Source organism: Micromonospora sp. NPDC048839, assembly GCF_040649915.1.
GTDB lineage: Bacteria > Actinomycetota > Actinomycetes > Mycobacteriales > Micromonosporaceae > Micromonospora.
This window is the reverse complement of sequence record NZ_JBEZGL010000006.1, coordinates 183,320-209,265: the sequence shown is the minus strand read 5'-3', so window position 1 is coordinate 209,265 and position 25,946 is coordinate 183,320. Positions and strand designations below refer to the sequence as shown.

Sequence of the window (25,946 nt, the reverse complement as noted above, 5' to 3'; positions counted from 1 at the left end):
GTCTTCGTGGTGATGCCCGCGGCGTGTCGAGGGAGAACGCCCCGTTCCTTCTCACGTACCTCGAGCCGTACGCCGAGGCGGCCCGCACGTGGCTGCACGCCGAGGCCGAGGTCGTCGACACCACGCACCTGACTCCCACCCAGGCCGCCACGCAGATCGTCCTACGCGTTGCCGGGGAAAGCTCAGGAGTCCGACCTCAGCTGCCGGTCAGCACCGCTCAGGAGTCGCGGTGAGCGTAGATCAGCATCGCTCGTCAGGGCGGGGGCGGACATCAACCCGGGCACAGGTGGTCGGGTAGCCTGAGGCGCAGCGGGCCGTTAGCTCAATGGCAGAGCTGAGGACTTTTAATCCTTAGGTTCTGGGTTCGAGTCCCAGGCGGCCTACCACGGCAGGTGAGCTGGGAAAACACAGGCTTTCCGGTGACCCGGCGTGTTCATGCGATGACGGTCGCGCGCCAAACCGCACCGGCCCGAATCGACCGAGCGCGCCTGGCCGTTCGCAACGAGCGAGGGGTCCCAGCCGCGCACAGGCGGCTCGGACCCCTTCCGCAGTCAGTACGACGGCTGCTTTCCGGCTCGATTTCGGCAGAGCGCCGGCGGTTGGCTGGTCACAGGAACTCGCTGCGGTAGGCAGAGGCCAGCTCGACAGAGCGGCGGCGGCGTTCGGCGAGTTCGTCCGGTGAGAGCTGCGGCGGCGGTGCGTCCTTGCCCGCGACGACGTCGCCGATGCGGGTGAAGTACTCGTCCTGCCCGGCCGGGGTGCACATACAGAGCATGTGGGCCGGCGCACCTGAGGTGTTGCGGAAGTTGTGCGGTGCGTTGGCCGGGATGTTGATCGTTGAGCCGGCCCGCACGACGTGCTTCTCGCCGCGGAAGGTGAACTCGATCTCGCCCTCGAGGATCGTGAACATCTCCTCGAAGTCGTGCCGGTGCGGCGGCGGGCCGCCGCCGTCGGGGATGCGCATGTCGATCAGGCAGTACGCGCCGTTGGTCTGCTCACCCGTGATCAACATGCCGTAGGTGTTGCCCACCAGGGAGATGTAGGTCGTGTCGGGGTCGTCGGGGTTCGCCACGGTCAGCGAGCGAGTGGGATCGTCGTCGGGAATCATCGTCATCGTCTCCTGGGTGTGTGCGGACGGTTGGTTCGATCGGCGCGGCGACGGCGGGTACCCGGAGGCAACTCGACAGGGCCGCTCGTCTGATCCTCGTGGAGAGCATCGCCACCTCGCGTGCTTTCCGGTGGCTGGCCGGGACTGCTGCAGCCGCGACTCCCGCGCCTCGGCCACCTGCACGCACCGGGTCAGTTCGCGCTCGCGTCGGGGTGACCGGTGAGGATGACGGTCTTGCCCGGAAGTTCGCCCGTGAGGGCCCTCGCCCTTGATCGACTCGGGATGCCGGAAATCGGGCTGTCCTGGCCGCGGTGACACCGCGACTTTCAGGAAGCCGAGTGGATCAAGTCGCGCGGCTGCCGGCGAGGCACGGACCGGAAGTTCGTCGTCCGCGAGGCCGCCCGTGAGGGCGGCGTGGGCGATTGAGCGGCCGCTGGGCGGGTACGGGGTCGAGCATGCGGATCGTGGTGGTGGGTGCGAGCGGCAATGTCGGTGCTGCGGTGCTGCGGCGTCTGCGCCAGGAGCGGGACGTGGAACTGGCCGGGGTGGTCCGGCGGTTGCCCGGCCCGGATGCCGGCGAGCCGTACGACCAGGTCCGGTGGCACTCCTGCGACATTGGTGCGCCGGGCGCGGCGGGGCAGCTCGCCGAGGTGTTCGCGGGTGCGGACGCGGTGGTGCACCTGGCCTGGCAGATCCAGCCCAGCCACGATCAGCGGGTGCTGCGACGGACCAACGTCGAGGGCAGCCGGGCGGTGTTCGACGCGGTGATCCGGGCCGGTGTGCCGGCGTTGGTGTACGCCTCGTCGGTCGGCACCTACGCCCCGGGGCCGAAGGACCACCCGATCAGTGAGCGGTGGCCGGCCACCGGGGTGCCCGGCTCGTCGTACAGCGAGCACAAGGCCGAGGTGGAGGCGATGCTCGGCCGGGTCGAGCGAGATCACCCGACGCTGCGGGTGGTGCGGATGCGACCCGGGCTGATCTTCCAGCGGGCCGCCGGTGCGGAGATCACCCGTTACTTTCTCGGCCCGCTGGCGCCGGTGCGGCTGTTGCGTTTCGGTCGGATCCCGCTGGTCCCGACGAACCGCCGGTTGCGGATGCAGGCGGTGCACGCCGACGACGTGGCCGACGCGTACGCCCGGGCGGTCTTGCGTGATGTGCGCGGCGCTTTCAACGTCGCCGCGGACCCGGTGCTCACCCCGGAGCTGGTGGCGCGGCACTTCCACGGTTGGACGGTGCCGGTCGCCGCGCCGGTGCTGCGGGCCGCGGCGGCGCTGACCTGGCGTGCGCGGCTGCAACCGGTGGACGCGGGCTGGGTGGAGCTGGGGCTGAACGCCCCGCTGATGTCCAGCGAGCGCGCGGAGACCGAGCTGGGCTGGCAGCCCAAGATCAGTGCGCTGGCGGCGCTCAAGGAACTCTTCGCCGGGATGGCCGGCGGCGACCACACGCCAAGCCCACCGATGTCCGGCGCACGGGACCTGCCCGGCCGCCCCGCCGCTCTCCTGCACGCCCGCCCGCCCGGTGAGGGCAACCCCTACTGACCCCCTCGGTCAGGAGAGCTTGGAGTTGGTCACCGTGGGGTTCTGGGCGCCCAGGAAGAAGATGCCGGGGAAGCCTCGGGTCTCGAACTGTCCGCTGGGGTTGCGGCGCAGGGTCGAGCTTTCGATCCTCATCGTGCCGGTGCGGTTGTTGCTGACGAAGAAGACCGCGCCGCCGCCCTCGTTGGCCTTGTTGTTCTCGATGATCGTGCCGGCGATCCGTACGGTGAACTCGTTGCCGTCGCAGTAGATCGCGCCGCCGCTGCCGCCGCCGGGCGTGCCGGACTTGGCCGGGTTGGCGCCGCTGCCGATCGCCTCGTTGTGGCTGAGCACGCTGTTCAGCACCACCCAGGAGACGCCGATGCTGCTCAACGCGCCCCCGTTGGAGCAGGAGCCACCCTGGCCGGATGCGCCGCCGAAGGTGCTGCTCACGACGTACACCGGCTTGTTCTCGAACTGGCTGAGCACCCGGATGGCCGCGCCGCCCAGGTCGGGGCCGGTACGGTCGCAGCGGTTGCGGACGAAGCGCGAGTTGACCACCTTGAACCGCCCGCCGCGAACGAAGATCGCCCCACCGCCGCCGCCCTCGGCCTTCTCGCCTGTGGAGTTGCCGTCGGCGAAGGTGAGGTTCTGCACGGTGAGCTGCGGGTGGTCCTGGTTCTGGCAGTGCGAGGTGGTGAAGCCCTGGGCCTCGTCGCAGGTGTTCAGGTAGAGGATGCGGCGCTGCCCTTGGCCGCTCAGGGTGACCTTGCCGCCGCCGTCCAGCACGATCTTCGGCCCGTTGGCGTTGCGGACCTTCGCGGTGGCGGTCATCTTGATCGTCACCGGGGCGGGTCCGCAGTTGAACGTGATGACACCGCCGGCCGCCACGGCCTTCACGACCGCCGCGGAGGTGCAGCTCGCCGGGGTGCCGGTGCCGATGGTCCGGGTCGGCTTCGAGGTGTCCACCGCCCGTGCCTCGGCCGGCACGGTGGCCCTGCCGTTCGGGTTGCCGGCCGCGAGCACCTTCGCGGCGGGTTTCGGGCTCGCGCTGGCCCCCGGGCCGCCGAGACCGTCGCGGGTCTGCGGCGCCTCGGTCGGGGCAGCCGTCGGCGTGGCCACCGCCGGGGAGGACGCGCCGGGTTCGAAGGCGGGGGTTGGCTCGGTGGGCGCGCAGGCGGGCAGGGTCGCGGTGGCGACACCGAGGACGAGCAGAGCGGCAAGCGACATCATGCGCACCAGGTGATGCTAGTGCGCGCGCAAGCGCCGACAGCCCGCGGCAGAGCCAGGGCCGGCGGTCAGGCGTGGGAGAGGGCGAACGCGGTCAGGAAACCGGCGACCGTGATGAGACCGACAAGCAGGTGGGCGTTCTCGAACGCCTCCGGGACCATGGTGTCGGTGATCATGGCGAGGATCGCCCCGGCCGCGAGCGCCGTGATTCCGGCCAGCACCTTCGGCGGCGCGCCGCCCAGCACCGTGTTGCCGAGCAGCGCGGCCGCCCCGCTGATCAGGGCGATCCCGACCCAGAGCAGGAAGACGTACCGCCGGGCTGACTCAGAAGTCGGCGAAGACGTACGGCACCCGGCGCGGGAAGATGCTGCGCAGCTCCGCGGCGGCGTCCACCGGCACCACACCCAGGTCCCGCAACGGCAGCTCGGCCGGATCCAGCACCCCGTACGCCAGGGCGGAGAGCCCGGCCGCCGTGAGGGTGGCGGTCGGCGCGCGGCCGGCGGTGTCGGCGGTCAGCTCCAGCGCGCCCGTCGTGCCGTCCAGCAGATGGGTGCCGGCCAGCCAGCGGTCCCCGGTCAGCTCGACCCGCACCCGACCGGGACCGGCCGGCAGCCCGCTCAACGCGTCAAGCGACAACAGTCGGGCCATCGGGGCGGATGAGCCCGGCACGGCTATGCGCGCCTCCACGTGCATGTCCAGGTCGGTCAACCACAGCTCGGGAAGCTCGTCGGGCGGAACCTGAACGGTGACCCGCTCGACCTGGTCGACGTGCCGGGCGAAGAACTGCAACAGCAACACGCGCGCGAGCGGATCGCTGACCAGCAGCTCGTTGCCGTGCAGTGTGCCGCCGTGCTCGTCGATCCGGTAGGTCATCGCGCCGGTGACCTCACCGTCGACGCGGGCGGTGAGCAGCCAGTACTCGTCCCGGTCGCGCATCCCGTTCGCCCGGTAGTCCGGGAAGAGCGCGAAGCCGTGCCGTTCCCGCAGGCAGCGCTCGGTGTACGCGCGCCACGTCGGATAGCCGGCGGCGACGCGCTCCCAGCCCACCTCGCCGGGCAGGTCCACGCGCAGCAGCGAGCCCAGGTGGGCCGGGGCGAAGGTGGCCCTGCGCGGTTTGGGTAACCCGACGTAACCGAACCGGGCGTAGAAGCTGGGCCGGAACGGGTAGAGCGCGCTGACCGGGTGCCCCTCGTCGCGTACCTCGTCGAGAAGTTGGTGCAGCAGCACCCGTACGTGCCCCTGCCGGCGGGCCAGCGGGTGGGTGGCGACCCCGGCGACACCCGCCATCGGCAACACCGCACCGCGCAGGTTCTGCCGCATCGGGATGGACGAGACGGCGGCCAGCGTGACGCCGCCCTCCTCGGCGACAAGCGTCCGGTTGCCCTCCTGGTAGGGCAGGTAGTCGCGGAACTCGTCGATCCGGGCGGCACCGAGCGGCGACGACTCGAAGGCGTACGCGGCCAGCGGGAAGCTGGTGGTGAGACGCTCGTCGGCGGTCACTCGGCGGATGGTCATCCGCCCATCTCAACCTGCCGTGCTGGCCCCGGCAACCGAATTGGCGGTATCCACGCCGGTCATCCGACCGGGAGGTGCCGCAGGTGCCGGCGGCGGCGCAGGCGGACGCTGACCACGGCGGCCACACCGACGACCAGCAGGGCGGTGACGACGAGCCCGTGCAGCACGCCACGGGAGAGGTAACCCTGGTCGGTGTGGTCCACCGCCCAGGTGGCGATCTCCCGGGTCGACCAGAAGGGCGTCAACTTCGCCCCGGAGCCGGCCGGGTCGATCAACATCTGCACCGTGACCACGGTGAGCAGCAGCAGCGTCCCCTCCATCTCGCGGGGCAGCAGCGCGCCGATCAGCATCCCGAACGGCGCCGCCACCGCGACGGAGCAGAGCAGCGCGGCGGCCAGGCCGCCGTACCGCAGGTCCGCGCCGTCGATCATGGGGAGCAGGAAGAACGGCACGGAGATGACCAGCCCCACCGTCCACAGGCCGAGCACTCGACCAAGGTAGAGGTGGTGTGGACGGTAACCGGCCAGCCGCAGTCTCGGCTCCAACTCCCGAGCCGCGGTGGTGGCGAACAGCGCGGCGGTGCTCACCGCCCAACCCACGCCGAGGAGCAGCGACCGGACCGACTGCCCGAGGTAGGCGTCCCGCCGGATCAGGTAGAAGGTCAACGGCATCAACAACAACAGCAGGAGTACGCCCCGACGCCGCAGCAACTCCCGCAGGGTCATCTCGGCGACGACGACGAGCCGGTTCACCGGTGGCCTCCCTGGACAGTGGGCGCCTGCCACCCGGTCACCTGGGCCGGGGTCAGGTCGAGCACGATGTCCACCCGGTCGAGTTGGTTGAGCAGGTGGGTCACCACGACGATCGCCGCGCCGGCGTCGCGCAGCCGGCTGAGCTGGTCCCAGAAGTTGACGTACGTGCCCTGGTCGAAGCCCTGGTACGGCTCGTCGAGCAGCAGCACGTCCGGGGCGCTGAGGGTGGACATGGTCAGGTTGAGCTTCTGCCGGGTGCCGCCGGACAGGTGGCGGGCCTGCACGTCCCCGCCCGCCTCCCAACCGAGCTGCCGAGCCGCCGCCCGACCGGCGCGGCGGGCCGGCCCTCGGGCCACACCCTGACCAGCGCCGACAAGCACGAAGTGCTCGTCGGCGAGCAGAAAGTCGGCGGTGCCGCCGGACTGTGGGCAGTAGCCGAGCCGCCCGGAGACGGTCACCGCACCGGCGTCGGGTGACATCAGCCCGGCGCAGATCCGCAGGAAGGTGCTCTTGCCGCAGCCGTTCGCCCCGACGACGGCGGCGATCTGTCCGGCCCGGACGGTGAGCGTGGCGTCGCGCAGCACCGTTCGCCGCCCGTACCGCTTGGTGATGCCCTCCGCGTGCAGCCGGACCTGCCCGGGACGCGGTCCGGGCGCGGTGCCGATGCTCTCCACGACCGCGCCCGCGTACTGCTGGGGTGGACCGAAGACGACCCAGGGGTCGCCACCACCCTCGCGCAGGTGCGTGGCCGCCTCGGCGACCACGTGCCGGGCGGCGTCCGCCGCGACCCGGCGCTGGTGCAGCTCGGCGGTGAGCGTTCGCAGCCAATCGTCGGCGTTCACCGGGTGACCCCCTTCGTGACGATGTCGTTCACCGGCTGGACGAAGGTGAGCCAGGCGCCGCCGCCCGCGCGGAGTGCCGCGTACCCGTCGTCGGTGAGCCGGTAGTACTTACGGGCCGGCCCGGCGCTGCCCTCCCGCCACTGCGCGGTCACCAGGCCGGTCTTCTGCAGGCGCAGCAGCACGGGATAGAGCGTGCCGCCCTGGATGGGCCCGACGCCTGCGGCGTCGAGCGCCTGGGCGAGCTGGTAGCCGTAGGACTCGCGGTCGGCCAGCAGGGCCAGCACGCAGATGTCGAGCACCCCCCGCAGCCACTGCCCGCGCCGGTCGGAATCCACGCGTCGGACAGTAGCGGTGCAACCTAGATGGCACAACCACCTACTGCGGCCGGCGGAACCCGAACCAGTCGGTTCGGGCGAGCCGCCGGGGGAGCCGTGCCGGTCAGCGGGCGACGACGTCGGAGACCACGACCGTCACGTTGTCCGGCGCGCCAGCGTGGTGGGCGAGCTTCACCAACTGCTCACCACACTGCTGGCGGTCGGCGTACATGCCCAGCGCCGCCGCGATGGCGTCGTCCTCGACGTAGTCGGAGAGCCCGTCGCTGCACAGCAGCAGCCGATCGCCGGGGGTCACGGTGAGCACCCCGATCGCGGGTGGGGTGTCGGCGCCCTGCACGGCCCGGGTCACCAAAGACCGCTGTGGGTGGTGGCGGGCCTGCTCCGGGGCGAGGGTGCCCTGGTCGACCAGGGCCTGGACGAACGTGTCGTCCCGGGTGAGCTGGGTCAGCTCCCCGTCGCGCAACAGGTAGCAGCGGGAGTCGCCGACCTGGGCCAGAACCAGCGTCTCGCCGGCCAGCAGCGCCGCGGTGAGCGTGGTGCCCATCCCGTCGCGGCTCGGGTCGACGGTGATGGCGGCGTGGATGCGCTGGTTGGCGGTGCTGACCACGGCGCGCAGGGCGTCGGCGGCACCGTCGGGATCTGTGGGCGGGGCCAGCTCGTCCAGGATCCGGATCACGATCTCGCTCGCCACCTCGCCCGCGGGCAGCCCGCCCATGCCGTCGGCGACGGCGATCAGGCGGTCACCGGCGAGGGCGGAGTCCTCGTTGTTGGTGCGGACCAGGCCGATGTCGTTGAGGATGACCGAGCGGAGGATCAGCGTCATGGGGTCAAGCTTGCCAAGAACACCCCGCCTTCGTCTCTACGCCTCCTGCGTGCGTCGAGAAATGATTGCGATTTTCGTCGACGGACCCGACGGAGCGTGACCGGTCGGCCGGGCCTCAGTGCCGCGGGTAGCGCAGCAGGAGGCTGGCGGCGACCTCCTCGTCACCCACCGCCGCGTAACTGTGCGGCACGTCGGACACCCAGCGGAGGTGACCGCCGGCCGGCACGGTCAGCGGCGCGTCGGCCGGGCCGGCGCGCAGCACCCCGGCGAAGACGGTGATGTGCTCGGTGACCCCCGGCTGGTGGGCGGGGGAGAGCTGCGCCGGGCCGGGGGCGACCCGCATCCGGTACAGCTCGTAGGTCGCGTCGGTGTCCGCGAACACCTCCAGCAGGGTGGCGGTGACCGCGGTGCCGTACGCGGTGGGGCCGGCCCCGGCGGTCGGCTCGGCCAACAGGGCGGTGAGCGGTACGCCGAGTTGCGCGGTGACCGCCCAGAGCGTCTCCAGGGTCGGGTTGCGGGTGCCGTGCTCCAGGCCGGAGAGAGTGGCCTTTCCGACGCCGGCGAGCCGGGCCAGTGTGGACAGCGAGATTCCCCGCTCCTCGCGCAGGGCACGGACTCGGCGGCCGACGACGGCGGGATCCACGTCGAGGCCCGGACGGCGGGCTGGTGGCGGCTGCGGCACCCGGCTATCGTGCTACACACTGTTGTTCCGTAAACGGAACACACCGGGAGGGTGGCATGGCCGGACGCGTCCAACCGGTGTTGGCCGGCGTGGTGACCGCCCTGGTCGGCTTCGCCAGCTCGTTCACCGTCGTGTTGGCCGGGCTCCGCGCGGCCGGCGCGTCGGACGCGCAGGCCGCCTCCGGTCTGCTCGCCCTCTGCGTGGCGTGCGGGCTCGCCGCCGCCTGGCTGGGCTGGCGGCACCGGATACCGATGAGCGTGGCCTGGTCCACACCGGGCGCGGCACTGCTGGTGGCCACCGGAGCACCGCCGGGCGGTTGGCCGGTCGCGGTGGGCGCCTTCCTCGTCTCCGGTGTGCTGATCGTGGCGGCCGGGCTGTTTCCGCCACTCGGCCGTGCGGTGGCCGCCATCCCCAAGCCGGTGGCCGGCGCGATGCTCGCCGGGGTGCTGCTCCCGTTGTGCACCGCCCCGGTCCGCGCACTCGTGGAGCTGCCGGTGGTGGCGGGTCCGGTGGTGGTCGGCTGGCTGCTGCTGCACCGGTTCGCCCGCCGCTGGGCGGTGCCCGGCGCGTTGCTGGTGGCGGTGGTCGCGATCGCGCTCACCGCGCCGCCGACCGGCCTGACCCGTGCCTCGCTGGCCCCGTCGATCACCGTGACCGTGCCGGCCTGGGACGCGTCCGCACTTTTCGGCCTCGCCCTACCGCTGTTCCTGGTCACCATGGCCGCACAGAACGTGCCCGGCATGGCGGTGCTGGCCGGCTACGGCTACCGGCCGCCGTTCGGCTCCGCGCTGCGGGCCACCGGCCTGGCCAGTCTGCTTGCCGCCCCAGCCGGCGGGCACGCGGTGAACCTCGCGGCGATCACCGCCGCGCTGGCCGCCGGCCCGGACGCCCATCCGGATCCGGAGCGACGATGGGTCGCCTCGGTCACCGCCGGTGCCGGCCTGGCCCTGCTCGGTCTGGGCGCCGGCGTGGCAACCGCGCTGGTGGCGGTCGCCCCGCCGATCCTCATCGAGGCGGTCGCCGGGCTGGCCCTACTGGGTGCCCTCGCCACCGCGCTCGCCGCGGCGGTGACCGACCCGACGACCCGGGAAGCCGCCGTGGTCACCTTCGTGGTGACCGCCTCCGGGGTGACCCTGATCGGCGTGGGCGGGGCGTTCTGGGGTCTGATCGCGGGCTGCCTGATGCTGCTGCTCTTCCACCGCCGCCCACCCGCGCAGCCATCACCCGACCAGCCCGCCCTCACGGCACCGGACCAGCCCACCCTGGCCGCGCCGGACCAGCCCACCCTGGCCGCGCCGGACCAGCCCACCCTGGCCGCGCCGGACCAGCCCACCCCCGCCGCGCCGGACCAGCCCACCCCCGCCGCGCCGGGAAGATCCACTCGGGTTTCATGAAGTCGGGCTGTCCCGAGGCTCCGGACGCCCCGATTTCCGTGAACCCGAGTCGATCAGCGCGCTGGGGTCACTCCTCGGGCGGCAGGTCGGCCACGCCCACGGCGAGGAGGACTCGGCCGTCGGCCACCGACCCGATCCGGTCGGCCGATACGTAGACCGCGCCCGTGCGGGTCAGCTCGGTCGAGACCTTCAGATAACCGCTGTGCAGCAGCCGCGCCGCCAGATCGGCGGGAACATCCGGCTCCTCGACCGCGGTCGCCTCGATCAGCTCGTCCAGGCTGCTGCCCGGGTCGGCATTCGGTGTCTGGACGGTCACCGCGTTCGGGTCACCCCGCTGGACGAGGTCCACGGTCCCGACCTCGGTGCCGGCTGAGTCGATCACCTGCATCCCGGTGGTGATCCGCGCGATGGTCGCCTGCTGCTCGTCCTGCTGGTCCATCCCATTGCGGTTCCCGGGGCGGTACGCCGCTAAACGCCGCTGCCCGCCCACTGCCCGCCCCTCGCGCGCCGGCTGCCCGCCCCTCGCGCGCCGGCTGCCCGCCCGCCTGCCCGCCCGACGCGCAGCCGCAGCCTCGGTGTGGGTCGGCACCCTTGTCCCAGAGCAGCGGCTCGCAGGCGACAGGTCCGGCGGCGACCGGCCGAGAGGCGACCGGTCCGGAGGCGACCGGCCGGGAGGTGGCCGGCCGGGAGGTGGCCGGCCTGGAGGCGGCGGGCCGGGAGGCGATGGTCGGGCGGCGACCGGCCGGGAGGTGGCCGGCCCGGAGGTGGCGGGCCGGGAGGCGATGGTCGGGATAGCGCTATGACTCTGAGTCATATTTATGCCTCAGAGTCATAGTCATCGAAAGCAGTACCGCCTCCAGCGCTGGCGTGTAGGGATGGCGGGCAGCGGACCGTAACGCCCAACGCCCAACGCCACACAGGCACGCGGCACAAGCGCACCGGCATCCCGTCTGCTCAGCCGTTCGGGAGGGTCCAGCCGCCGGGCGGGCGGGGGGACAGCTCCCGCCAGGTGTCCGGGCCGTCGAGAAGCGCCCGGACGGTGTCCTCTGCCTCGTCCGCACTGCCGTACTCGTAGAACCGGGAGATGCCCTCGGCCCCGCCGGCCCGCTGCTCGACGTGCCACCGGTCGGCGTCCACCCGGAGGAAGACGTCCCGTCGGGCCAGCCGCCCCCATTTCCCGTTCCACCAGTGCTTACGCTGCTCCATGGCGGGACTCTATCGAACACACGTACGAGAAGATGCGGCCCCTGCGGGAATCCCGCAGGGGCCGATGTGCATCGTTCGGTGTCAGCGCTGCGTCGGCGGCTCCGGGCGGCGGCCCAGCACGTCGTCCAGCGCCCCGCGCTGCTGACCGGGGGTGGTGTGGCCGGCGGAGACCAGCGCGTCACGGATTTCGGTGAGCAGCTTGACCTCCTCGCTCGGTGCCGCCGGCGGCGGCTCCTCGCCCCGACGCCGCCGCTCGGCCAGCTTGTTCATCGGGTACACCACGAGGAAGTAGAGCGCGGCTGCGGTGAGCAGGAAGGTGATCAACGCGTTGACGAAGCTGATCCAGTCGAAGTCGACGCCCCGGATCGTCCAGACGGCTCCCTCAAGGCCGTTGTCCTTGCCGGTGATCAGCAAGACGAAGAGCGTGATGAGCGGTTTGAGGAACGCGTTCGTCAGCGACGTGACCACCGACGTGAACGCGGCGCCGATGACGACACCGACCGCCAGGTCGACGACGTTGCCGCGCATGATGAAGTCTTTGAAGCCCTTGAGCATTCGTACTCCCGAGGTGTCCGCTTTTCTGTCGGGCACAACCTATGCCCGTTCGGCGGGTTCCAGAAAAGCGCCGGCTTCGATCGCCGCCCGGCCCGGATCGCCGGCCCGGATCGCCTCGACCAACCGGGTGTGGTCGACGTAGCGCTCGGACGTGAGCGCGCCCCCCATCGCCTGGGCGACGGTGCTGCGCAGGGCGGTGCCGACCGAGGCGTACAGCTCGGCGAGCATCGCGTTGTGCGCGGCGGCGACCACCGCGACGTGCAGGGCCGCGTCGGCCTCGACGAACGCGTCGACCCGGCCGCCGCGCCAGGCGGCCTCGCGTTCGGCGAGCACGCCGTCGAGCGTCGCCAGGTCCTCGGGGGTACGTCGCAGCGCGGCGAGCCGGGCGGCCTCCACCTCGAAGGCGCGCCGCACCTCGATGACCTCGGTCATCCGGTCGTCGCTGAGGTGGCGGGCGACCACCGGTGCCAGCTCGTCGGTGGACACCACGTAGGTGCCGGAGCCCTGGCGGCACTCCAGCACCCCGGCGTGCACCAGGGCGCGGACGGCCTCCCGGACGGTGTTGCGCCCCACGCCCAGCGCGGCGACGAGCTGTGGCTCGGTGGGGATGCGCCCGCCGACGGGCCACTCGCCGCCGAGGATCCGGGCACGGAGCAGCTCGATGGTCTGCCGGACCCGGTGGCCCCGGGGCGGCACGGCGGGCTGGTCGCGGGGCGGCACGGCGGGCTGGTCGCGGGGCGGCACGGCGGGCTGGTCGCGAGGCGGCACGGCGGGCTGGTCGCGGGGCGGCACGGCGGGCTGGTCGCGAGGCGGCACCTGCGGTGCGGAGGGGGAATCGCCAGACGGTGGCACTGGTTACATCACCGGCCCATAATTCATCCCATGATTGTAGGTTAGCGGTCATGACCCCGCCACCCACCGCAGCTCCGGCGCCTCCCGCTCCCGTCCTCGTCGACCCACCCTCGACGCGTGACCCCGGCGCGGGCCGACGGACGCACCCGGCGACCGGTGGCGCGCTCGTACTGGTCGGGATGCTGCTGGTCGCGCTCAACCTGCGCGCCGTGGTGACCAGCCTCGGCGCCCTGCTCGACGAGGTCCGCGACGGGCTGGGGCTCTCCGGCACCATGGCCGGTCTGGTCACCACCCTGCCGACCATCGCGTTCGCCGGACTCGGCGCACTCACCCCGTGGCTGGTCCGCCGGGTGGCACCGGCCCGGGTGCTGGTGGTCGCCATGTTCGCCCTCGCCGCCGGCCAGGTGCTCCGGGCCACCACCGACTCGGCCTGGATCTTCGTGCTCACCAGTGCCCTGGCGCTGGCCGGCATCGCGGTCGCCAACATCCTGCTGCCGATGCTGGTCAAGCAACACTTCCCGCACCGGACCGGACTGGTCACCGGGGCGTACACGATGGCGTTGACCCTCGGCACGACGGTGGCCGCGGCCTCCGCGGTGCCGATCGCGCACGCCTTCGGCTCGTGGCGGGCCGGGCTGGGCGTCTGGGCCGCGATGGCCGCGGTGGCCGTACTCCCGTGGGTGCCACTCGCGCTGCGGACCCGGGCGGGCGCGCGGCGCTCGACCCCGGCGGCCGTCGCCGCGCCGGTGCGGGTCCGGCCGGCGCGGACCCGGCTCGGCTGGGCGATGGCCGTCTACTTCGGGGCACAGTCGCTCAGTGGGTACGCGATCATGGGCTGGCTGGCCCAGTTGTTCCGGGACGCCGGCTACCAGCCGGAGTCGGCCGGACTGCTGCTCGCCGGGGTGACCGCGCTCGGTGTGCCGATCGCGCTGCTGATGCCCACCCTGGCCGGCCGACTCGGCAGCCTGCGGCCGCTGGTGCTCGGGTTGACCACCGCGTCGGCGCTCGCCTACCTGGGATTGGCGCTCGCCCCACGCGGTGCCGCGCTGCTCTGGGTCGCCCTCCTGGCGATCGGTCAGGGCGCGTTCCCGATGATCCTGACCGCCATCGGTCTACGCGCCCGCACCGCCGAGGGGACGGTCGCGCTCTCCGCGTTCGCGCAGAGCACCGGGTACGTGATCGCCGCCCTCGGCCCGCTGATGGTCGGCATCCTCTACGAGGTCACCGGCGGCTGGACCGCGCCGCTCGGGTTCCTGCTGGGCGCGCTCGCCGTGCAGACAGCGGCGGGTATGGCGATCGCTCGCCCCCGCTACGTCGAGGACGAGTGACGAACGGCGGAGCTCAGGAGGAGGCCGGCGTCGGTTCGCCGGCGACTGCCTCGTCCACCGTCGGGTAGGTGTGCAGCACCTCGACCAGCCCGCTCACCTCGAGGATGCGCAGCACACCCCGCTGCGGGGCGGCCAGACGCACCACGCCGCCGGCCTCGTCGCAGCTGTTCTTGGCGCGGACGAAGACCGACAGACCCGTCGAGTCACAGAACGAGACGTCGGCCAGGTCGAACACCAGCCGGTTGCGACCCTTGTCGAGCAGGTCGGTGATCTGGTCCTGCAACTGCGGTGCGGTGGCCATGTCCAGCTCGCCCGCGACCGACACGACGACCACGTCGCCGCGCTGTTCCGTGTGCACCGTCAAGGACATTTGCCAGACCTCCTGTTATCGGGGGAACGGTATCCCACGACCGGGGTCGTACGCAGAACGGGAGCCGGGACCCGATGGCCGACGTCATTCCGTTGCTGAGGGGCAAGTAGTTGATCAGACCCCGGTGATAGAGTCCGCCCGGTCCAGGTCAAGGGGGTTCCAAATGGCGTTGAGCACCGAAGAAAGTGGTCGGCTCGCCGCGCTGCTGAGCGGGCAGGCCGAACGGGTCACGTCTCGGTGGACCGAGATCGTCACCAGTTCGTTGCGGGGACGGCTGAGCCAGGCCGAGCTGCGTCGTCAGGTCCAGGACCTGCATCGCGTCCTCGTCGCTGCCGGCGAGCAGGGCGACGTCGATCTCTCCGCCGACAGTGCCGCCGAGTTGCGCGCCGCGCTGTCCGAGCTGTCCCGTGGCCGGGCCCGGCAGGGCTTCTCCAGCACCGAGACCACGGTCAGCATCTTCGCGCTCAAGGACGTGCTGGCCGAGCTGGTGCAGGAGGCCGGCGGCGCCAACGCGCTGCACGACTACATCGCCTTCTCGAAGCTGGTCGACGAGATGGGCCTGTTCACCTTCGAGAGCTTCGTCCGCACCCGGGAGAGCCTGATCGCCGATCAGGCCGAGCAACTGCTCGAACTCTCCACGCCGGTGGTCAAGCTGTGGGAGGGCGTGGTGGCCGTCCCGCTGGTCGGCACCCTCGACTCGGCCCGGGCCCAGGTCGTGATGGAGCGGCTGTTGCAGACGCTCGTCGACACCGGCTCCCCGTACGCGATCATCGACATCACCGGCGTCCCGGCGGTGGACACCCAGGTCGCCCAGCACATCCTGAAGACCGTGGTGGCCGCCCGGCTGATGGGCGCCGACTGCATCATCTCCGGCATCCGTCCGCAGATCGCGCAGACCATCGTGGCGCTCGGCATCGAATTCGGCGACATCGCCACCAAGGCGAGCCTCGCCGACGCGCTGCGTCACGTGCTGCGGCTCAACGGGGTGGAGACCGCCCGCCGTCAGCAGCCACGCCGGGGCGTCTGATGGAACGGGTGCCGATTCTCAAGATCGGCGACATCCTGCTCGTCTCCATCCAGCTGGACATGTCCGACCAGACGGCGGTCCAGCTTCAGGAGGATCTCGCCGAGCGGATCGTCGACACCGGCTGCCACGGCGTCATCATCGACATCACCGCGCTGGACATCGTCGACTCCTTCGTCGGGCGGATGCTCTCCACCATCGCGTCGATCTCCAAGGTGCTCGACGCGGAAACGGTGGTGGTCGGGATGCGTCCCGCCGTCGCCATCACCCTTGTCGAACTGGGGCTGTCGCTGAACGGCATCCGTACCGCGCTGAACGTCGAGCGCGGCATGGAGCTGATCGCGGCGGCCCACGCCGACGAGCTCGATCATCAGCTCGACGACGATCCGGACGCCGAGACGGCCTCGACGTGACCGCGGACATCGACCTGGGCCCTCCGCAGGCGCAGGCGGTCCGCAGCGACGAGGACGTGGTGCGCGTCCGGCAGTTGGTCCGGGCCGTGGCCGTGGCCGTCAAGCTCTCCCTGGTCGACCAGACCAAGGTGGTCACCGCGGCGAGCGAGCTGGCCCGCAACACCCTGGTGTACGGCGGCGGCGGCTCGGTCGAGGTGACGACCGTGGACAACGGCCGACGCAAGGGCGTGCGGATCGTCTTCGCCGACTCCGGGCCGGGCATCGCCGACCTCGATCTGGCCATGACCGACGGTTACACCAGCGGCGGTGGGCTCGGCCTCGGCCTCAGCGGGTCCCGCCGACTGGTCGACGAATTCGAGATCGAGACATCCCCCGGATCGGGCACGCGGATCACGGTCACCAAGTGGTCCCGGTGAACGCCGACGCGGTCACCGACAGCGGCATCTGGTTCCGGGTGGAGGCCAGCAGCGCGGCGAGCGCCGTGCGGCGCGCCGCCGAACGCCTCGGCGCGCAGGTGGAGATGAGTGCGGTACGCATCGCCGACCTGGCCATCGTCGCCGCCGAGCTGACCAGCAACCTGGTCAAGCACGCCGACGACGGCGTCCTGCTGCTCCGGCCGGTACGCGGGGCCGGGGAGGCCGGCGTGGAGTTGATCGCCGTCGACTCCGGCCCCGGCATGGCCGACCTGACCGTCTCCTCGCAGGATGGGCACTCCACCACCGGCACGCTCGGCATCGGTCTGGGCGCCATCGTCCGGCAGGCCAGCTGGTTCGACGGATACTCGTTGCCGGGCCGGGGCACCGTCCTCGCCGTGCAGGTCTGGCCGGCGGAGCCGGCGCTGCCGTCCTGGACCGGCGCCCTCACCCGACCGCTTACCGGCGAGACGGTCAGCGGCGACGGATACGCCGTCCGGATCGCCGACGGACGGCACCAGGTGCTGGTCAGCGACGGCTTGGGGCACGGCCCGCTGGCCGCCGCCGCCACCGAAGCGGCGCTCGCCGCGTTCCGGAACGCCCCGGCCGGGCCACCGGCGGCGGTGGTGGGTCACCTGCACCGCAGCATGTCGCACACCCGGGGCGCCGCGCTCGCGGTCGCCGAGCTGGAGCCGACGGCCGGCATGCTGCGCTACGCGGGGCTGGGTAACATCTCCGGCGTGGTCGTCGAGGGTGACGGTCAGCGCCGCGGGCTGGTGTCACTGCCCGGCATCGCCGGCCACCAGCGGCCGACAATCCGGGAGTACGACTACCCGTTCGCTCCGGGCGCCCGACTGGTGATGCACAGCGACGGAGTGGTCGACCGCTGGCGGTTGGCCGACTACCCGGGTCTGGCGGAGCGGTCCCCGCTGGTGATGGCCGCGACCCTCCTGCGCGACGCTGGTGTACGACGTGATGACGCCTGCGTACTGGTCGCGAGGTCCTGGGCATGACCGGCGAGCCGGCGCAGCCCTTGCTGCAGATGGCGCTGCGGGTCGAGCAGGACATCTTCGTGATCCGCCAACGGGGCCGTGAGGTGGCCGCGGTGGTCGGCCTCGAACGCCAGGACCAGGTGCGGATCGCCACCGCGCTCAGCGAGGTGGCCCGGGATCTGCTGCGCACGACCGGCGGTGCGGACGTCGCCTTCCACGTCGACGAGGGCGCGGACGGCCGGTTCCACCTGCGCGCCGACCTGGCCCCGGTGACCGCTCTCCCGGACGGTGACTACCAGCCCCAGTCCGGCGCGGTGTCCCGCCTGGTCGACACACTGAGCGTGTCGACAGTCGAGGGGGTTACGGTCGTACGGATGTCCCGACGAGTTCCGGCCAACGCGCCGACGCCCACACCGGAGCGGCTCGCCGAGTTCCGCACGGAGCTCGGCCGTACCGCGCCGGCCAGCGCGCTGGACGAGTTGACCGTGCAGAACGGGCAGCTCATCGCCGCGCTCGACGAGGTGCGCAGTCAGCGCGACGAGTTGGCCGTGCTGAACGAGGAGCTGGCCGAGACCAACCGGGGTGTGCTGGCGCTCTACAACCAGCTCACCGAGGAGTTGGAGGAGACCAACCGGGGCGTCGTCGCCCTCTACGCCGAGCTGGACGAGAAGTCGGCGCAACTGCGCGCGGCGAGCGAGTCGAAGAGCCGGTTCCTGGCGAACGTCAGCCACGAGCTGCGCGCCCCGGTCACCGCGATCATCGGGCTGGGGCGGCTGCTCACCGACTCCGCCTCCGACCCGCTCACCGAGGAGCAGGGCCGCCAGGTCGAGCTGATCCGCTCGTCGGCGGCAGACCTGCTCAACCTGGTGAACGAGTTGCTGGACCTCGCCAAGGCGGAGTCCGGCCGGATCGAACCGGACTGGGCGGACGTCGACCTGCGGTCGGTTCTCGGTCAACTGCGCGGCACACTGCGCGCCCTGGCCACCCGCCCAGGGGTGGAGCTGGTGGTGGAGGAGCCGGCCGCGCCGGCCACGCTGCGCACCGACGAGGTGCTGCTCGGCCAGGTGCTGCGCAACCTGCTGCACAACGGGCTGAAGTTCACCGAGCGCGGCGAGGTGCGACTGCGGGCCCGCCAGCACGGCGACCGGTGGAACTTCGAGGTCAGTGACACCGGCCCCGGCATCGCCGCCGAGCTGCACGACCGGATCTTCGAGGAGTTCTACCAGGTGCCGGGCGCCACCCGGGTCGGCGGCACCGGCCTCGGCCTGCCGTACGCCCGGCGGTTGGTGACACTGCTCGGCGGGACGCTGGAGCTGGCCAGCGTGCCGGGCCGGGGCAGCACATTCACCGTCTCCCTGCCCATCGGCGGGGAGTGACAGCATGGACGGCATGCCGGCAACCATCCTGGTCGTCGACGACAGTCGTACCAAGCGTTACCTGCTGGTCAGCTGGCTGACGCGGGCCGGGTTCACCGTGCTCGAAGCCGAGAACGGCGCGGAGGCGTTGGCGCGGGTCGAGGTGGACCGGATCGACCTGGTGGTCCTCGACGTCCGGCTGCCCGACCTGAGCGGCTACGAGGTCTGCGAACAGATCAAGGCGCGGCACCCGGCGATGCCGGTGATCCACGTGTCGGCGCACGCCGTGGACGTGGCCGACCGGGCCCAGGGGCTGACCCGGGGCGCGGACGCGTACCTGACCGAGCCGATCGAGCCGGAAGAGCTGATCGCCACCACGCGGGCGGTGCTGCGCTACTACCAGGCCCGGCAGCGCGCGGAACTGCTCGCCGAGCGCCTGCTCGGGCTGGCCGACACGACAGTCGCGGTGCACGCCGCGCCGACCTTCGCACGCCTGCTGGAGGCCGCGGCGGAGGGGGCCGCCCAGATCTTCAAGAGCCCGGCGGCGGTGATCGCCGAGACGTTCGACGGTGACTGCCTCGCGGGGATCTGCGCCGGTCCCGACGCCTCAGCCGAGGTGGTGCCGTGGGTCGTCGACGACACCGGTGTGCCGACCGGTGCCACCGTTCGGGTGGAACCCCCGGCGAACTGGGCGCTTGTCGACTGGCCGGCGGACGACACGGTGACGGTCGCCGCCGCCCGGCTGCGCGAGGATCGCGCCCCGCTGTACGTGGTGGTCCCGACCGCCACCCAGACCGCGCGGACTCCGGTGCTCAAGCAGTTGGCCCAGGCGGTGGCGGCGGCCGTGGAGGGGCAGCGTTCCTTCGACGAGGAGCACCGGATCGCGGTCACCCTCCAACGCAGCCTGCTCCCGCGCGGGCTGCCCACGGTGGCCGGCCTGGACCTCGCGGTGCGCTACGAGCCGGCCAGCGCGCAGACCGAGGTGGGCGGCGACTTCTACGAACTGGTGATGCTCGACGGGCACCTGTTGCTGGCGATCGGCGACGTGGCCGGCCACTCGCTGCACGCGGCGACCGTGATGGCCGAGCTGCGACACGCGGTGCGGGCGTACGCCGTGGAGGGGCACCAGCCGGGCGAGATCCTGCACCGGGTCAACGAGCTGATGCGGACACTGCTGCCGAACGAGTTGGCGACGCTCTGCGTCCTGCTGCTGCACCCGCCGACCGGGCGGGTTCGGCTGGCCAGTGCCGGGCATCTTCCGCCGGTGCTCAACATGGGGGGCAAGGTCGAGTTCGTACAGCACTCCGCGCCGCTGCTCGGCGTCCGCGCGCCTCGTCCGGCCGACCTGGAATTCGTGCTGCCGGCCGGTGCCACGCTGGTGTTCTACACCGACGGGTTGATCGAGCGACGGGACGCCACGATCGACGAGGGGTTGGCCGCGCTGGCCGCGGTCGCCGCCACCGTCGACGACGACCTGGACCGGTTCTGCGCCCGGCTGCTCGTCGAGTTGGCCCCACCGGAGATCCAGGACGACGTCGCCGTGGTCGTCCTGCGCCGCCGCTGAGCCTGCGTCGTCCGGCTGCCCTGCGTCGTTCGGCTGCCCTGCGCGGGCTGGCTGCCCTGCGCGGGCTGGCTGCCCTGCGGGGGCCGGCTTTCCTGCGGTGCCGGTTTTTTGCGGTGCCGGCTTTCCTGCGGGGCCGGCTTCAGTGCACCGAGCGGGCGTACGCGGCGGGGGACACCCCGGCCACGGCGGTGAAGTCCCGGACCAGGTGAGCCTGATCGCTGTAGCCGAGGTCGGCGGCGAGATCCGCCCAGCTCAGCGGGCCGCCGGCGGCCTGTTCGACGGCCTCCTGGAGTCGGTAGCGGCGGATCACCCACTTCGGCCCGACCCCCACGTACTCCATGAAGATGCGCTGCAACCGGCGAACCGGAAGGTCGTGCCGTGCGGCGAAGTCGCCGACTCGCAGCACGGTCCGGTCGGCGCGGATCGCCTCGGCCAGCCGGACGGCCTCCTCGGCCATCGGGTCCGGCTCCGGGTCCCAGGTGGTGAGCAGGGCATCCAACGCGCGGCAGCGCTCGTCGTCGGTGGCTGCGCACACCCCGTCGTGGGGTACCGCCAGCCGGCCAGCGGGCAGCGGCACCCGGCGGCCGGTCAGTTCGGTGACCGGCCGACGCCAGAACGGGTGGAACCCACCCGGGCGGAACTGCACCCCGCACACCCGGCCGGTGCCGGTGAGCGTGATCCGGAACAGGTCGCGGCCCACCCCCGCCACCTCGCCGCACTCGGGCATCTCACCGTCCCGCCGGAACACCACGTTCACCGCCGGATGTGGCACGACGCGCTGCTCGAACGGTGCGCTCAACGCCCAGTCGATCAGCCAGTAGTGCTCCACCCAGGGGCGTAGCGACTCCACCGGCAGGCGTCGACGGAACCGCACCTCGCGCAGCATGCGCCCGGGGTCGAGGATCCCCCGGCTGTCGCCACGCGGTCGGTGTCGCATTTATTCAAGACCACCCTCATACGCTGGCCCTATGACCACTCAGACTAGCGACCTGCTGGCGGCTGCCGCGCCGCGAACCGTCGAGGTGGTACGCGGCGTCGCCGACGACCAGTTCGATCTGCCCACCCCGTGCCGCGACTACCTGGTCCGCGATCTCCTCAACCACCTGTTCGAGGTGGTGGTCAACTTCCAGGACCTGGCCACCAAGCGGCAGGTGGAATGGGCCGATAAACCCGACCACCTGACCGACGGCTGGCGGGACCGGTTCAAGACGGAGACCGACAAGTTGATCGGAGCCTGGTCGGACCCGTCGACCCTGGAGGGTGTGTCGCCGGGCATGGGCCTGCCGCAGACCGTCATCGGCGGTATGGCTCTGCTGGACCTGACCGTGCACGGTTGGGACCTCGCCGTCGCCACCGGTCAGGCGTACCAGCCGGCCCCGGAGGCGGTGGCCGAGCTGCACGGACTGGTCGAGCAGTTGGGCCCGACGGCCCGCAAGATGGGCGTCTTCGCCGAGCCGGTGTCGACCCCCGCAACCGCGGGCCCCACCCCCGACCTGGCCCACCTGCTGACCCAGACCGGCCGCATCCCCACCTGGCCCGCCGGCACTGCCCTGGACGAACCTCGCACGACGTGAGCCGCGCTTCCGCCGGGCTCGCTGTGATCGACTCGGCCTTCAGGATGTCGGGGCATCAGGGCCGCCAGGAAGGCCCGATTTCCAGGAAGCCGAGTCGATCGTGGACGGGCGCGTGTGTGGGCGGGCCAGGCTGGGTCGGCCTTGCCAGGCCGGTCGGCCTTGCCAGGCCGGTCGGCGAGTTAGACCAGGTCAGGCGGTGAGCAGGCCGGAGGAGAGTGCCACAAACGCGCCGATCACCGCCGAGCAGCAGCAGACCAGGAGGCCGGCGACCACGGCGAGGATCAGCCAGACCCGACGATCCCGCGCCAACACCGCCACGCGGGGCCGGCGGACGTCCTCGGCGGCCCCGCCGTCACCATCCGTAGCCCCGGTCACCCCGGAATTCTAGGCCCGACACCCGCGCTGACCCCGCAACACCAGGCCGCGCGGCGCCCGCCATCCGGCTTTCGCGCGGACCTCCATGATCGCGCTCGATCAGGGATGTGGTGGCCTCCTCGACGCCCGAGGGCACTACTTCCACGATCGAGCGCGATCATGCCGACTGGCGGGTCAGGCGCGGCCGATGCGGTCCAGGATCCAGGCGTTGATGAACGCCTCCTCGCGCCAGGAGTCGTAGCGACCGCTCGGACCGCCGTGCCCGGCGCCCATCTCGGTCTTGAGCAGGTAGTCGCCGTCCGGGGCGACCGCCCGCAGCCGGGCGATCCACTTCGCCGGCTCCGAGTAGAGCACGCGAGTGTCGTTGAGGCTGGTCACCGCGAGGATCGCGGGGTAGTCCACCGCGGCGACGTTCTCGTACGGCGTGTAGGACTTCATGTACGCGTACACCTCGGGGTCCTCAAGCGGGTTGCCCCACTCCTCCCATTCGGTGACGGTCAGCGGCAGCGACGGGTCGAGGATCGACGTGAGCGCGTCCACGAACGGCACCTGCGCGACGATGCCGGTGAACGCGTCAGGTGCCAGGTTGGCCACCGCGCCCATCAACAGGCCGCCGGCCGAGGCCCCGCGGGCGACCAGTCGGTCGCTGGCCGTCCAGCCGGCCTTGACCAGGTGTCGGGCGCAGGCGACGAAGTCGGTGAAGGTGTTCTTCTTGGCCAGCAGCTTGCCCTGGTCGTACCAGCGTCGGCCCATCTCGCCGCCGCCCCGGGTGTGCGCCACCGCGAAGACCACGCCCCGGTCCAACAGCGACAGTCGGGCCACCGAGAACCACGGGTCCATGCTGGCCTCGTACGAGCCGTATCCGTACAACTCGCAGGGTGCCGAGCCGTCCCGGGGGGTGCCGACCCGGCAGACCAGCGAGATCGGCACCCGGGTGCCGTCGTCGGCGAGTGCCCAGTCCCGGTGCTGCTCGTACTCGGCCGGGTCGTACGGCCGTCCGTCCGGGCCGGGCAGCACCGGCTTCTGCTTACGCAGCACCATCTGCCTGGTGACCAGGTCGTAGTCGTACACGGAGTCGGGCGTGACCAGCGAGGAGTAGCGCAGGCGGACCTGTCCGGTGCGGTACTCCGGGTTGGCGTCGAGGCCGACGCTGTACAGCGGCTCGGGGAAGTCGATGTCGTACGAGTCGTCGCTGCCCACCGGCAGCACCCGCAGGCCGGTGAGCCCGTCGGTGCGCAGCGACACGACCAGGTGGTTGGCGAAGGCGTCCACGGCCTCCAGCCGGGTGCCGGGGGTGTGTTCGATCACCGGCACCCAGTCGCCCGGCGCGTCCGCGGAGGTGAACGCCAGCGCGAAGTCCTCCGCGCCGTCGTTGTGCAGGATCAGGAAGCGGTGGCCGTGGTGCTCCACCGCGTACTCGACGCCCTGCCGGCGGGGGGCGACGACGGCCGGCGCACCGGTCGGGTTGCCGGCGGGGATCACCAGGACTTCGCTCGTCACCTTGCTGTGGATGTCGATCAGGATGAACTTCTCCGACCGGGTCAGCTCCACACCCACCCAGAACCGCTCGTCGTCCTCCTGGTGGACCACCACGTCGTCCCCGGCGGCGGATCCGACGGTGTGTCGCCAGACCCGGTTGGGCCGCCAGGCGTCGTCCACGGTCACGTAGAACAGCACCGACGCGTCGGCCGACCAGGCGGTGCCGTAGAACGTGTCCGGTACCTCGTCGGGCAGCACCTCGCCGCTGGACAGGTCCTTCACGCGCAGGGTGAACCGCTCGTCGCCGGAGAAGTCGGTGGAGTAGGCCAACCAGCGACCGTCCGGGCTGACGTCGAACGCGCCCAGCGAGAAGAAGTCGTGCCCCTCGGCGAGCAGGTTGCCGTCGAGCAGCACCTCCTCGCCGTCGAGCGGGGCGCCGTCGGTGCTGACCGGAGGCTCGACCTCGCCGTCGCGGACCGCGCGCCGGCACTGCACCCCGTACTGCTGTCCCTCGACGGTCCGGGTGTAGTACCAGTGCCCGCCCTTGCGGGTCGGCACGGACAGGTCGGTTTCCCTGGTGCGTCGGCGGGTCTCCTCGAACAGTGCCTCGCGGAGCGCGGTCAGGTGCGCCGTGCGCGCGTCGGTGTACTCGTTCTCGGCGGTCAGGTAGGCGATCGTCTCCGGGTCGTCCTTGGCGGCGAGCCAGGCGTACTCGTCGACGACGGTGTCGCCGTGGTGCCTGCGCTCGCTGGGCACCCGCTTCGCCGCGGGCGGGGCAGTCTCGGTGGTCACGGCGGCCACGTTACCGGTCGGCGCCCGCGGTGAGCCGAACCAGCGGCATCCCGATCAGCGTCACTCCGGCTTTCGAACACATGTACGATAGCCGGCATGGCGGCAGCAGCGAGTTCCCTCGGCCGGTCCGGCGCTCTCGAGATCACCCGGCGACTGGCGGCGATCTGCGGTCCGCCGTTCTCCCGGCTGGGGGGTGCGGCCGACGAGGTGGCGGGGCGGCGGGCGCGTTGGGTGGCGGTGCCGGGTGGCCCGCACGCCGCCGCCGAGGTGCTGCGGTTGGCTGCCGCGCACGACCTGGCGGTGGTGCCCCGGGGAGCCGGCACGAAGATCGACTGGGGTGCCACACCCGTGCAGGTCGACATCATGCTCGACACCGGCCGGCTCGCCGGTATCGGTCACGAGCCGGTTGGCGCGCCGGTGGCCGAGGTGGGCGCAGGCACTCCGCTGCGGGCGGTGCAGTCCACGCTGGAGCGCACCGGGCAGCGGCTGGCGATGGACGCCCCGTCACCCGGCGCGACCCTCGGCGGGGTGCTCGCCGCCGGTGAGGCCGGTCCGCTGCGCCACCGCCACGGCAGCCCCTGCGACCAACTGCTCGGTCTCCGTTACCTCTCCGCCGACGGCGAGTTGGTCAGCGCCGGTGGCGGCGAGCCGGGCCTCGACCTGGCCCGGCTGCTCTGCGGCTCGCAGGGTGCGCTCGGTGTGCTGGTCTCGGCGAGTCTGCGGGTGCAGCCAATGCCGGCGAGCCGGCTCTGGGTGTCGCGGCCGGTGTGGACGCCGCTGGAGGTGCACGAGCTGATCCGGACGATCCTCGCCGCCCGACTGGAGCCGGCGGCCGTCGAGCTGGACCTGCCGGGAGCCACCCCCCGACCACGTACGCCGTACCCGCCCGGCCACCCGTCCGCGACGGCTCGGGAGCGCCATCCGTCGATGTCCGGGCGGTCCGATGTCCCGTCCCGGGCGGGCAGCCTGGTGGTGCTGCTGGAGGGTGGGCCGGCCGACGTCACCGAGCGCGCCGAGCGGCTGGTCGGCCTGCTGCACGGGGAGGCGACGATCGCCCACTCCGCGCCGACGTGGTGGCGTCGCTACCCGTTCGCGCCCGGCGACACGGCGCTGCGCCTGGAGGTGCCGATCGGCGACCTGCACGCCGCCGTCTACGCGCTCCGCGATGCGGCCGGCGCGCCGGTGCCGGTGCGCGGGTCCGCCGGGCTGGGTGTGGTGCACGCGGCACTGCCCGGAGCGTTGGCCCCCGACCGGGTGGCGTCCATCCTGGCCGCCGTCCGGGGGGTGCTGCTGGCCCGGCAGGGCCGCTGTGTGGTGGTCTCCGCTCCGGCGGCGGTCCGCCAGGCCGTCGACCTCTGGGGCGAGTTGGCCGGCCTGGCCCAACTGCGGGCCGCCAAGGAGCACCTCGATCCGGACCACCGGCTCGCCCCCGGGCGCCTCCCCGGCGGTCTGTGAGACC

The 25,946-nt window shown here is 72.2% G+C and carries 29 protein-coding genes and 1 tRNA gene; 13 read left to right on the top strand and 17 right to left on the bottom strand.

Features of this window, described 5'->3' with window-relative positions; all coding sequences use genetic code 11:
• Positions 1-23: 23 nt before the first annotated feature.
• Positions 24-233 carry a hypothetical protein gene (locus tag AB0C25_RS14175; RefSeq protein WP_357373063.1) on the top strand — a complete coding sequence of 70 codons (210 nt, stop codon included), beginning with the start codon at positions 24-26 and terminating at the stop codon, positions 231-233.
• A 78-nt stretch (positions 234-311) separates the two neighbouring features.
• A tRNA-Lys gene (locus tag AB0C25_RS14170) sits at positions 312-386 on the top strand.
• A 221-nt stretch (positions 387-607) separates the two neighbouring features.
• Here AB0C25_RS14170 and AB0C25_RS14165 read toward each other — a convergent pair.
• Positions 608-1,114: a cupin domain-containing protein gene (locus AB0C25_RS14165; RefSeq protein WP_357373061.1), complete on the bottom strand. Its 507-nt coding sequence runs from the start codon at positions 1,112-1,114 to the stop codon at positions 608-610.
• Between the two features lie 449 nt (positions 1,115-1,563).
• Between AB0C25_RS14165 and AB0C25_RS14160 the strand changes: the two genes are divergently transcribed.
• Positions 1,564-2,646, top strand: a complete 1,083-nt coding sequence (locus AB0C25_RS14160; protein ID WP_357373059.1) for an NAD-dependent epimerase/dehydratase family protein — start codon at positions 1,564-1,566, stop codon at positions 2,644-2,646.
• 9 nt (positions 2,647-2,655) lie between these two features.
• On the opposite strand, the gene AB0C25_RS14155 is transcribed toward AB0C25_RS14160, so the two are convergent.
• The 8 genes from AB0C25_RS14155 to AB0C25_RS14120 form a co-directional block, all read right to left on the bottom strand.
• Positions 2,656-3,855, bottom strand: coding sequence for a hypothetical protein (locus AB0C25_RS14155; protein ID WP_357373375.1), 1,200 nt, complete (start codon positions 3,853-3,855; stop codon positions 2,656-2,658).
• Positions 3,856-3,920: 65 nt separating this feature from the next.
• Positions 3,921-4,097, bottom strand: coding sequence for a hypothetical protein (locus AB0C25_RS14150; protein WP_357373057.1), 177 nt, complete (start codon positions 4,095-4,097; stop codon positions 3,921-3,923).
• 79 nt (positions 4,098-4,176) lie between these two features.
• Positions 4,177-5,367 carry a GNAT family N-acetyltransferase gene (locus AB0C25_RS14145; RefSeq protein ID WP_357373055.1) on the bottom strand — a complete coding sequence of 397 codons (1,191 nt, stop codon included), beginning with the start codon at positions 5,365-5,367 and terminating at the stop codon, positions 4,177-4,179.
• 59 nt (positions 5,368-5,426) lie between these two features.
• Entirely contained in the window at positions 5,427-6,119 is a 693-nt protein-coding gene (locus AB0C25_RS14140) for a hypothetical protein (RefSeq protein ID WP_357373053.1), read from the bottom strand.
• On the bottom strand, positions 6,116-6,961 hold the full coding sequence (locus AB0C25_RS14135) for an ATP-binding cassette domain-containing protein (RefSeq protein ID WP_357373051.1): 846 nt from the start codon (positions 6,959-6,961) through the stop codon (positions 6,116-6,118). Before AB0C25_RS14135 ends, AB0C25_RS14140 begins: the two co-directional genes overlap by 4 nt.
• On the bottom strand, positions 6,958-7,296 hold the full coding sequence (locus AB0C25_RS14130; protein ID WP_357373049.1) for a PadR family transcriptional regulator: 339 nt from the start codon (positions 7,294-7,296) through the stop codon (positions 6,958-6,960). Before AB0C25_RS14130 ends, AB0C25_RS14135 begins: the two co-directional genes overlap by 4 nt.
• Positions 7,297-7,399: 103 nt before the next feature.
• Positions 7,400-8,119, bottom strand: a complete 720-nt coding sequence (locus AB0C25_RS14125) for a protein phosphatase 2C domain-containing protein (protein ID WP_357243871.1) — start codon at positions 8,117-8,119, stop codon at positions 7,400-7,402.
• A 115-nt stretch (positions 8,120-8,234) separates the two neighbouring features.
• Positions 8,235-8,801 (bottom strand): XRE family transcriptional regulator, encoded by a 567-nt coding sequence (locus AB0C25_RS14120; protein ID WP_357373047.1) that lies wholly within the window; start codon positions 8,799-8,801, stop codon positions 8,235-8,237.
• 56 nt (positions 8,802-8,857) lie between these two features.
• Between AB0C25_RS14120 and AB0C25_RS14115 the strand changes: the two genes are divergently transcribed.
• Positions 8,858-10,195 carry a benzoate/H(+) symporter BenE family transporter gene (locus AB0C25_RS14115; RefSeq protein WP_357373045.1) on the top strand — a complete coding sequence of 446 codons (1,338 nt, stop codon included), beginning with the start codon at positions 8,858-8,860 and terminating at the stop codon, positions 10,193-10,195.
• Between the two features lie 67 nt (positions 10,196-10,262).
• Here AB0C25_RS14115 and AB0C25_RS14110 read toward each other — a convergent pair whose 3' ends face one another.
• The 4 genes from AB0C25_RS14110 to AB0C25_RS14095 form a co-directional block, all read right to left on the bottom strand.
• Positions 10,263-10,634 (bottom strand): hypothetical protein, encoded by a 372-nt coding sequence (locus AB0C25_RS14110; protein ID WP_357373043.1) that lies wholly within the window; start codon positions 10,632-10,634, stop codon positions 10,263-10,265.
• A gap of 515 nt (positions 10,635-11,149) precedes the next feature.
• On the bottom strand, positions 11,150-11,401 hold the full coding sequence (locus tag AB0C25_RS14105; RefSeq protein ID WP_238678688.1) for a hypothetical protein: 252 nt from the start codon (positions 11,399-11,401) through the stop codon (positions 11,150-11,152).
• A gap of 81 nt (positions 11,402-11,482) precedes the next feature.
• On the bottom strand, positions 11,483-11,956 hold the full coding sequence (gene mscL, locus AB0C25_RS14100; protein WP_357373373.1) for a large conductance mechanosensitive channel protein MscL: 474 nt from the start codon (positions 11,954-11,956) through the stop codon (positions 11,483-11,485).
• A gap of 39 nt (positions 11,957-11,995) precedes the next feature.
• Positions 11,996-12,676, bottom strand: a complete 681-nt coding sequence (locus AB0C25_RS14095) for an FCD domain-containing protein (RefSeq protein WP_357373371.1) — start codon at positions 12,674-12,676, stop codon at positions 11,996-11,998.
• Between the two features lie 311 nt (positions 12,677-12,987).
• Between AB0C25_RS14095 and AB0C25_RS14090 the strand changes: the two genes are divergently transcribed.
• Positions 12,988-14,136, top strand: a complete 1,149-nt coding sequence (locus tag AB0C25_RS14090) for an MFS transporter (RefSeq protein WP_357373369.1) — start codon at positions 12,988-12,990, stop codon at positions 14,134-14,136.
• Between the two features lie 13 nt (positions 14,137-14,149).
• Here AB0C25_RS14090 and AB0C25_RS14085 read toward each other — a convergent pair whose 3' ends face one another.
• On the bottom strand, positions 14,150-14,506 hold the full coding sequence (locus AB0C25_RS14085) for an STAS domain-containing protein (protein ID WP_007454464.1): 357 nt from the start codon (positions 14,504-14,506) through the stop codon (positions 14,150-14,152).
• A 163-nt stretch (positions 14,507-14,669) separates the two neighbouring features.
• Here AB0C25_RS14085 and AB0C25_RS14080 point away from each other — a divergent pair, with 163 nt between their 5' ends.
• From AB0C25_RS14080 to AB0C25_RS14055, 6 genes are read left to right on the top strand one after another with little or no spacing between them, the layout of a single operon-like run.
• On the top strand, positions 14,670-15,533 hold the full coding sequence (locus tag AB0C25_RS14080) for an STAS domain-containing protein (RefSeq protein ID WP_357373041.1): 864 nt from the start codon (positions 14,670-14,672) through the stop codon (positions 15,531-15,533).
• Positions 15,533-15,943 carry an STAS domain-containing protein gene (locus tag AB0C25_RS14075; protein ID WP_357373040.1) on the top strand — a complete coding sequence of 137 codons (411 nt, stop codon included), beginning with the start codon at positions 15,533-15,535 and terminating at the stop codon, positions 15,941-15,943. The genes AB0C25_RS14080 and AB0C25_RS14075 overlap by 1 nt, the downstream gene beginning before the upstream one ends.
• A complete protein-coding gene (locus AB0C25_RS14070; protein ID WP_357373038.1) occupies positions 15,940-16,359 on the top strand; it encodes an anti-sigma regulatory factor in 420 nt (139 codons plus the stop codon). Before AB0C25_RS14075 ends, AB0C25_RS14070 begins: the two co-directional genes overlap by 4 nt.
• Positions 16,356-17,369: a SpoIIE family protein phosphatase gene (locus tag AB0C25_RS14065; RefSeq protein ID WP_357373367.1), complete on the top strand. Its 1,014-nt coding sequence runs from the start codon at positions 16,356-16,358 to the stop codon at positions 17,367-17,369. Before AB0C25_RS14070 ends, AB0C25_RS14065 begins: the two co-directional genes overlap by 4 nt.
• Complete coding sequence (locus AB0C25_RS14060; protein WP_357373036.1) at positions 17,366-18,724, top strand: sensor histidine kinase; 1,359 nt, start codon at positions 17,366-17,368, stop codon at positions 18,722-18,724. The genes AB0C25_RS14065 and AB0C25_RS14060 overlap by 4 nt, the downstream gene beginning before the upstream one ends.
• Positions 18,725-18,728: 4 nt before the next feature.
• On the top strand, positions 18,729-20,267 hold the full coding sequence (locus tag AB0C25_RS14055) for a SpoIIE family protein phosphatase (RefSeq protein WP_357373034.1): 1,539 nt from the start codon (positions 18,729-18,731) through the stop codon (positions 20,265-20,267).
• A gap of 139 nt (positions 20,268-20,406) precedes the next feature.
• Here the strand turns inward: AB0C25_RS14055 and AB0C25_RS14050 are convergent, their stop codons facing one another.
• Positions 20,407-21,204, bottom strand: coding sequence for an AraC family transcriptional regulator (locus tag AB0C25_RS14050; protein ID WP_357373032.1), 798 nt, complete (start codon positions 21,202-21,204; stop codon positions 20,407-20,409).
• Positions 21,205-21,235: 31 nt separating this feature from the next.
• On the opposite strand from AB0C25_RS14050, the gene AB0C25_RS14045 reads away from it, so the two are divergent.
• Positions 21,236-21,841, top strand: coding sequence for a TIGR03086 family metal-binding protein (locus tag AB0C25_RS14045; protein WP_357373030.1), 606 nt, complete (start codon positions 21,236-21,238; stop codon positions 21,839-21,841).
• A 189-nt stretch (positions 21,842-22,030) separates the two neighbouring features.
• On the opposite strand, the gene AB0C25_RS14040 is transcribed toward AB0C25_RS14045, so the two are convergent.
• Both AB0C25_RS14040 and AB0C25_RS14035 read right to left on the bottom strand, forming a co-directional pair.
• Entirely contained in the window at positions 22,031-22,216 is a 186-nt protein-coding gene (locus tag AB0C25_RS14040; protein ID WP_357373028.1) for a hypothetical protein, read from the bottom strand.
• A 174-nt stretch (positions 22,217-22,390) separates the two neighbouring features.
• Positions 22,391-24,487: a S9 family peptidase gene (locus tag AB0C25_RS14035; protein WP_357373026.1), complete on the bottom strand. Its 2,097-nt coding sequence runs from the start codon at positions 24,485-24,487 to the stop codon at positions 22,391-22,393.
• Between the two features lie 96 nt (positions 24,488-24,583).
• On the opposite strand from AB0C25_RS14035, the gene AB0C25_RS14030 reads away from it, so the two are divergent.
• Positions 24,584-25,942 (top strand): FAD-binding oxidoreductase, encoded by a 1,359-nt coding sequence (locus AB0C25_RS14030; RefSeq protein WP_357373024.1) that lies wholly within the window; start codon positions 24,584-24,586, stop codon positions 25,940-25,942.
• Positions 25,943-25,946: the final 4 nt, after the last annotated feature.

Excerpts from the sequence above, each read along its gene's own strand:
- AB0C25_RS14155 (WP_357373375.1), bottom strand. The coding sequence starts at position 3,855 with ATGATGTCGCTTGCCGCTCTGCTCGTCCTCGGTGTCGCCACCGCGACC.
- AB0C25_RS14105 (WP_238678688.1), bottom strand. The coding sequence starts at position 11,401 with ATGGAGCAGCGTAAGCACTGGTGGAACGGGAAATGGGGGCGGCTGGCC.
- AB0C25_RS14110 (WP_357373043.1), bottom strand. The coding sequence starts at position 10,634 with ATGGACCAGCAGGACGAGCAGCAGGCGACCATCGCGCGGATCACCACC.
- AB0C25_RS14075 (WP_357373040.1), top strand. The coding sequence starts at position 15,533 with ATGGAACGGGTGCCGATTCTCAAGATCGGCGACATCCTGCTCGTCTCC.
- AB0C25_RS14045 (WP_357373030.1), top strand. The coding sequence starts at position 21,236 with ATGACCACTCAGACTAGCGACCTGCTGGCGGCTGCCGCGCCGCGAACC.
- AB0C25_RS14080 (WP_357373041.1), top strand. The coding sequence starts at position 14,670 with ATGGCGTTGAGCACCGAAGAAAGTGGTCGGCTCGCCGCGCTGCTGAGC.
- AB0C25_RS14060 (WP_357373036.1), top strand. The coding sequence starts at position 17,366 with ATGACCGGCGAGCCGGCGCAGCCCTTGCTGCAGATGGCGCTGCGGGTC.
- AB0C25_RS14165 (WP_357373061.1), bottom strand. The coding sequence starts at position 1,114 with ATGACGATGATTCCCGACGACGATCCCACTCGCTCGCTGACCGTGGCG.
- AB0C25_RS14055 (WP_357373034.1), top strand. The coding sequence starts at position 18,729 with ATGGACGGCATGCCGGCAACCATCCTGGTCGTCGACGACAGTCGTACC.
- AB0C25_RS14090 (WP_357373369.1), top strand. The coding sequence starts at position 12,988 with ATGCTGCTGGTCGCGCTCAACCTGCGCGCCGTGGTGACCAGCCTCGGC.
- AB0C25_RS14145 (WP_357373055.1), bottom strand. The coding sequence starts at position 5,367 with ATGACCATCCGCCGAGTGACCGCCGACGAGCGTCTCACCACCAGCTTC.
- AB0C25_RS14125 (WP_357243871.1), bottom strand. The coding sequence starts at position 8,119 with ATGACGCTGATCCTCCGCTCGGTCATCCTCAACGACATCGGCCTGGTC.
- AB0C25_RS14030 (WP_357373024.1), top strand. The coding sequence starts at position 24,584 with ATGGCGGCAGCAGCGAGTTCCCTCGGCCGGTCCGGCGCTCTCGAGATC.
- AB0C25_RS14160 (WP_357373059.1), top strand. The coding sequence starts at position 1,564 with ATGCGGATCGTGGTGGTGGGTGCGAGCGGCAATGTCGGTGCTGCGGTG.
- AB0C25_RS14115 (WP_357373045.1), top strand. The coding sequence starts at position 8,858 with ATGGCCGGACGCGTCCAACCGGTGTTGGCCGGCGTGGTGACCGCCCTG.
- AB0C25_RS14085 (WP_007454464.1), bottom strand. The coding sequence starts at position 14,506 with ATGTCCTTGACGGTGCACACGGAACAGCGCGGCGACGTGGTCGTCGTG.
- mscL (WP_357373373.1), bottom strand. The coding sequence starts at position 11,956 with ATGCTCAAGGGCTTCAAAGACTTCATCATGCGCGGCAACGTCGTCGAC.
- AB0C25_RS14050 (WP_357373032.1), bottom strand. The coding sequence starts at position 21,204 with ATGCGACACCGACCGCGTGGCGACAGCCGGGGGATCCTCGACCCCGGG.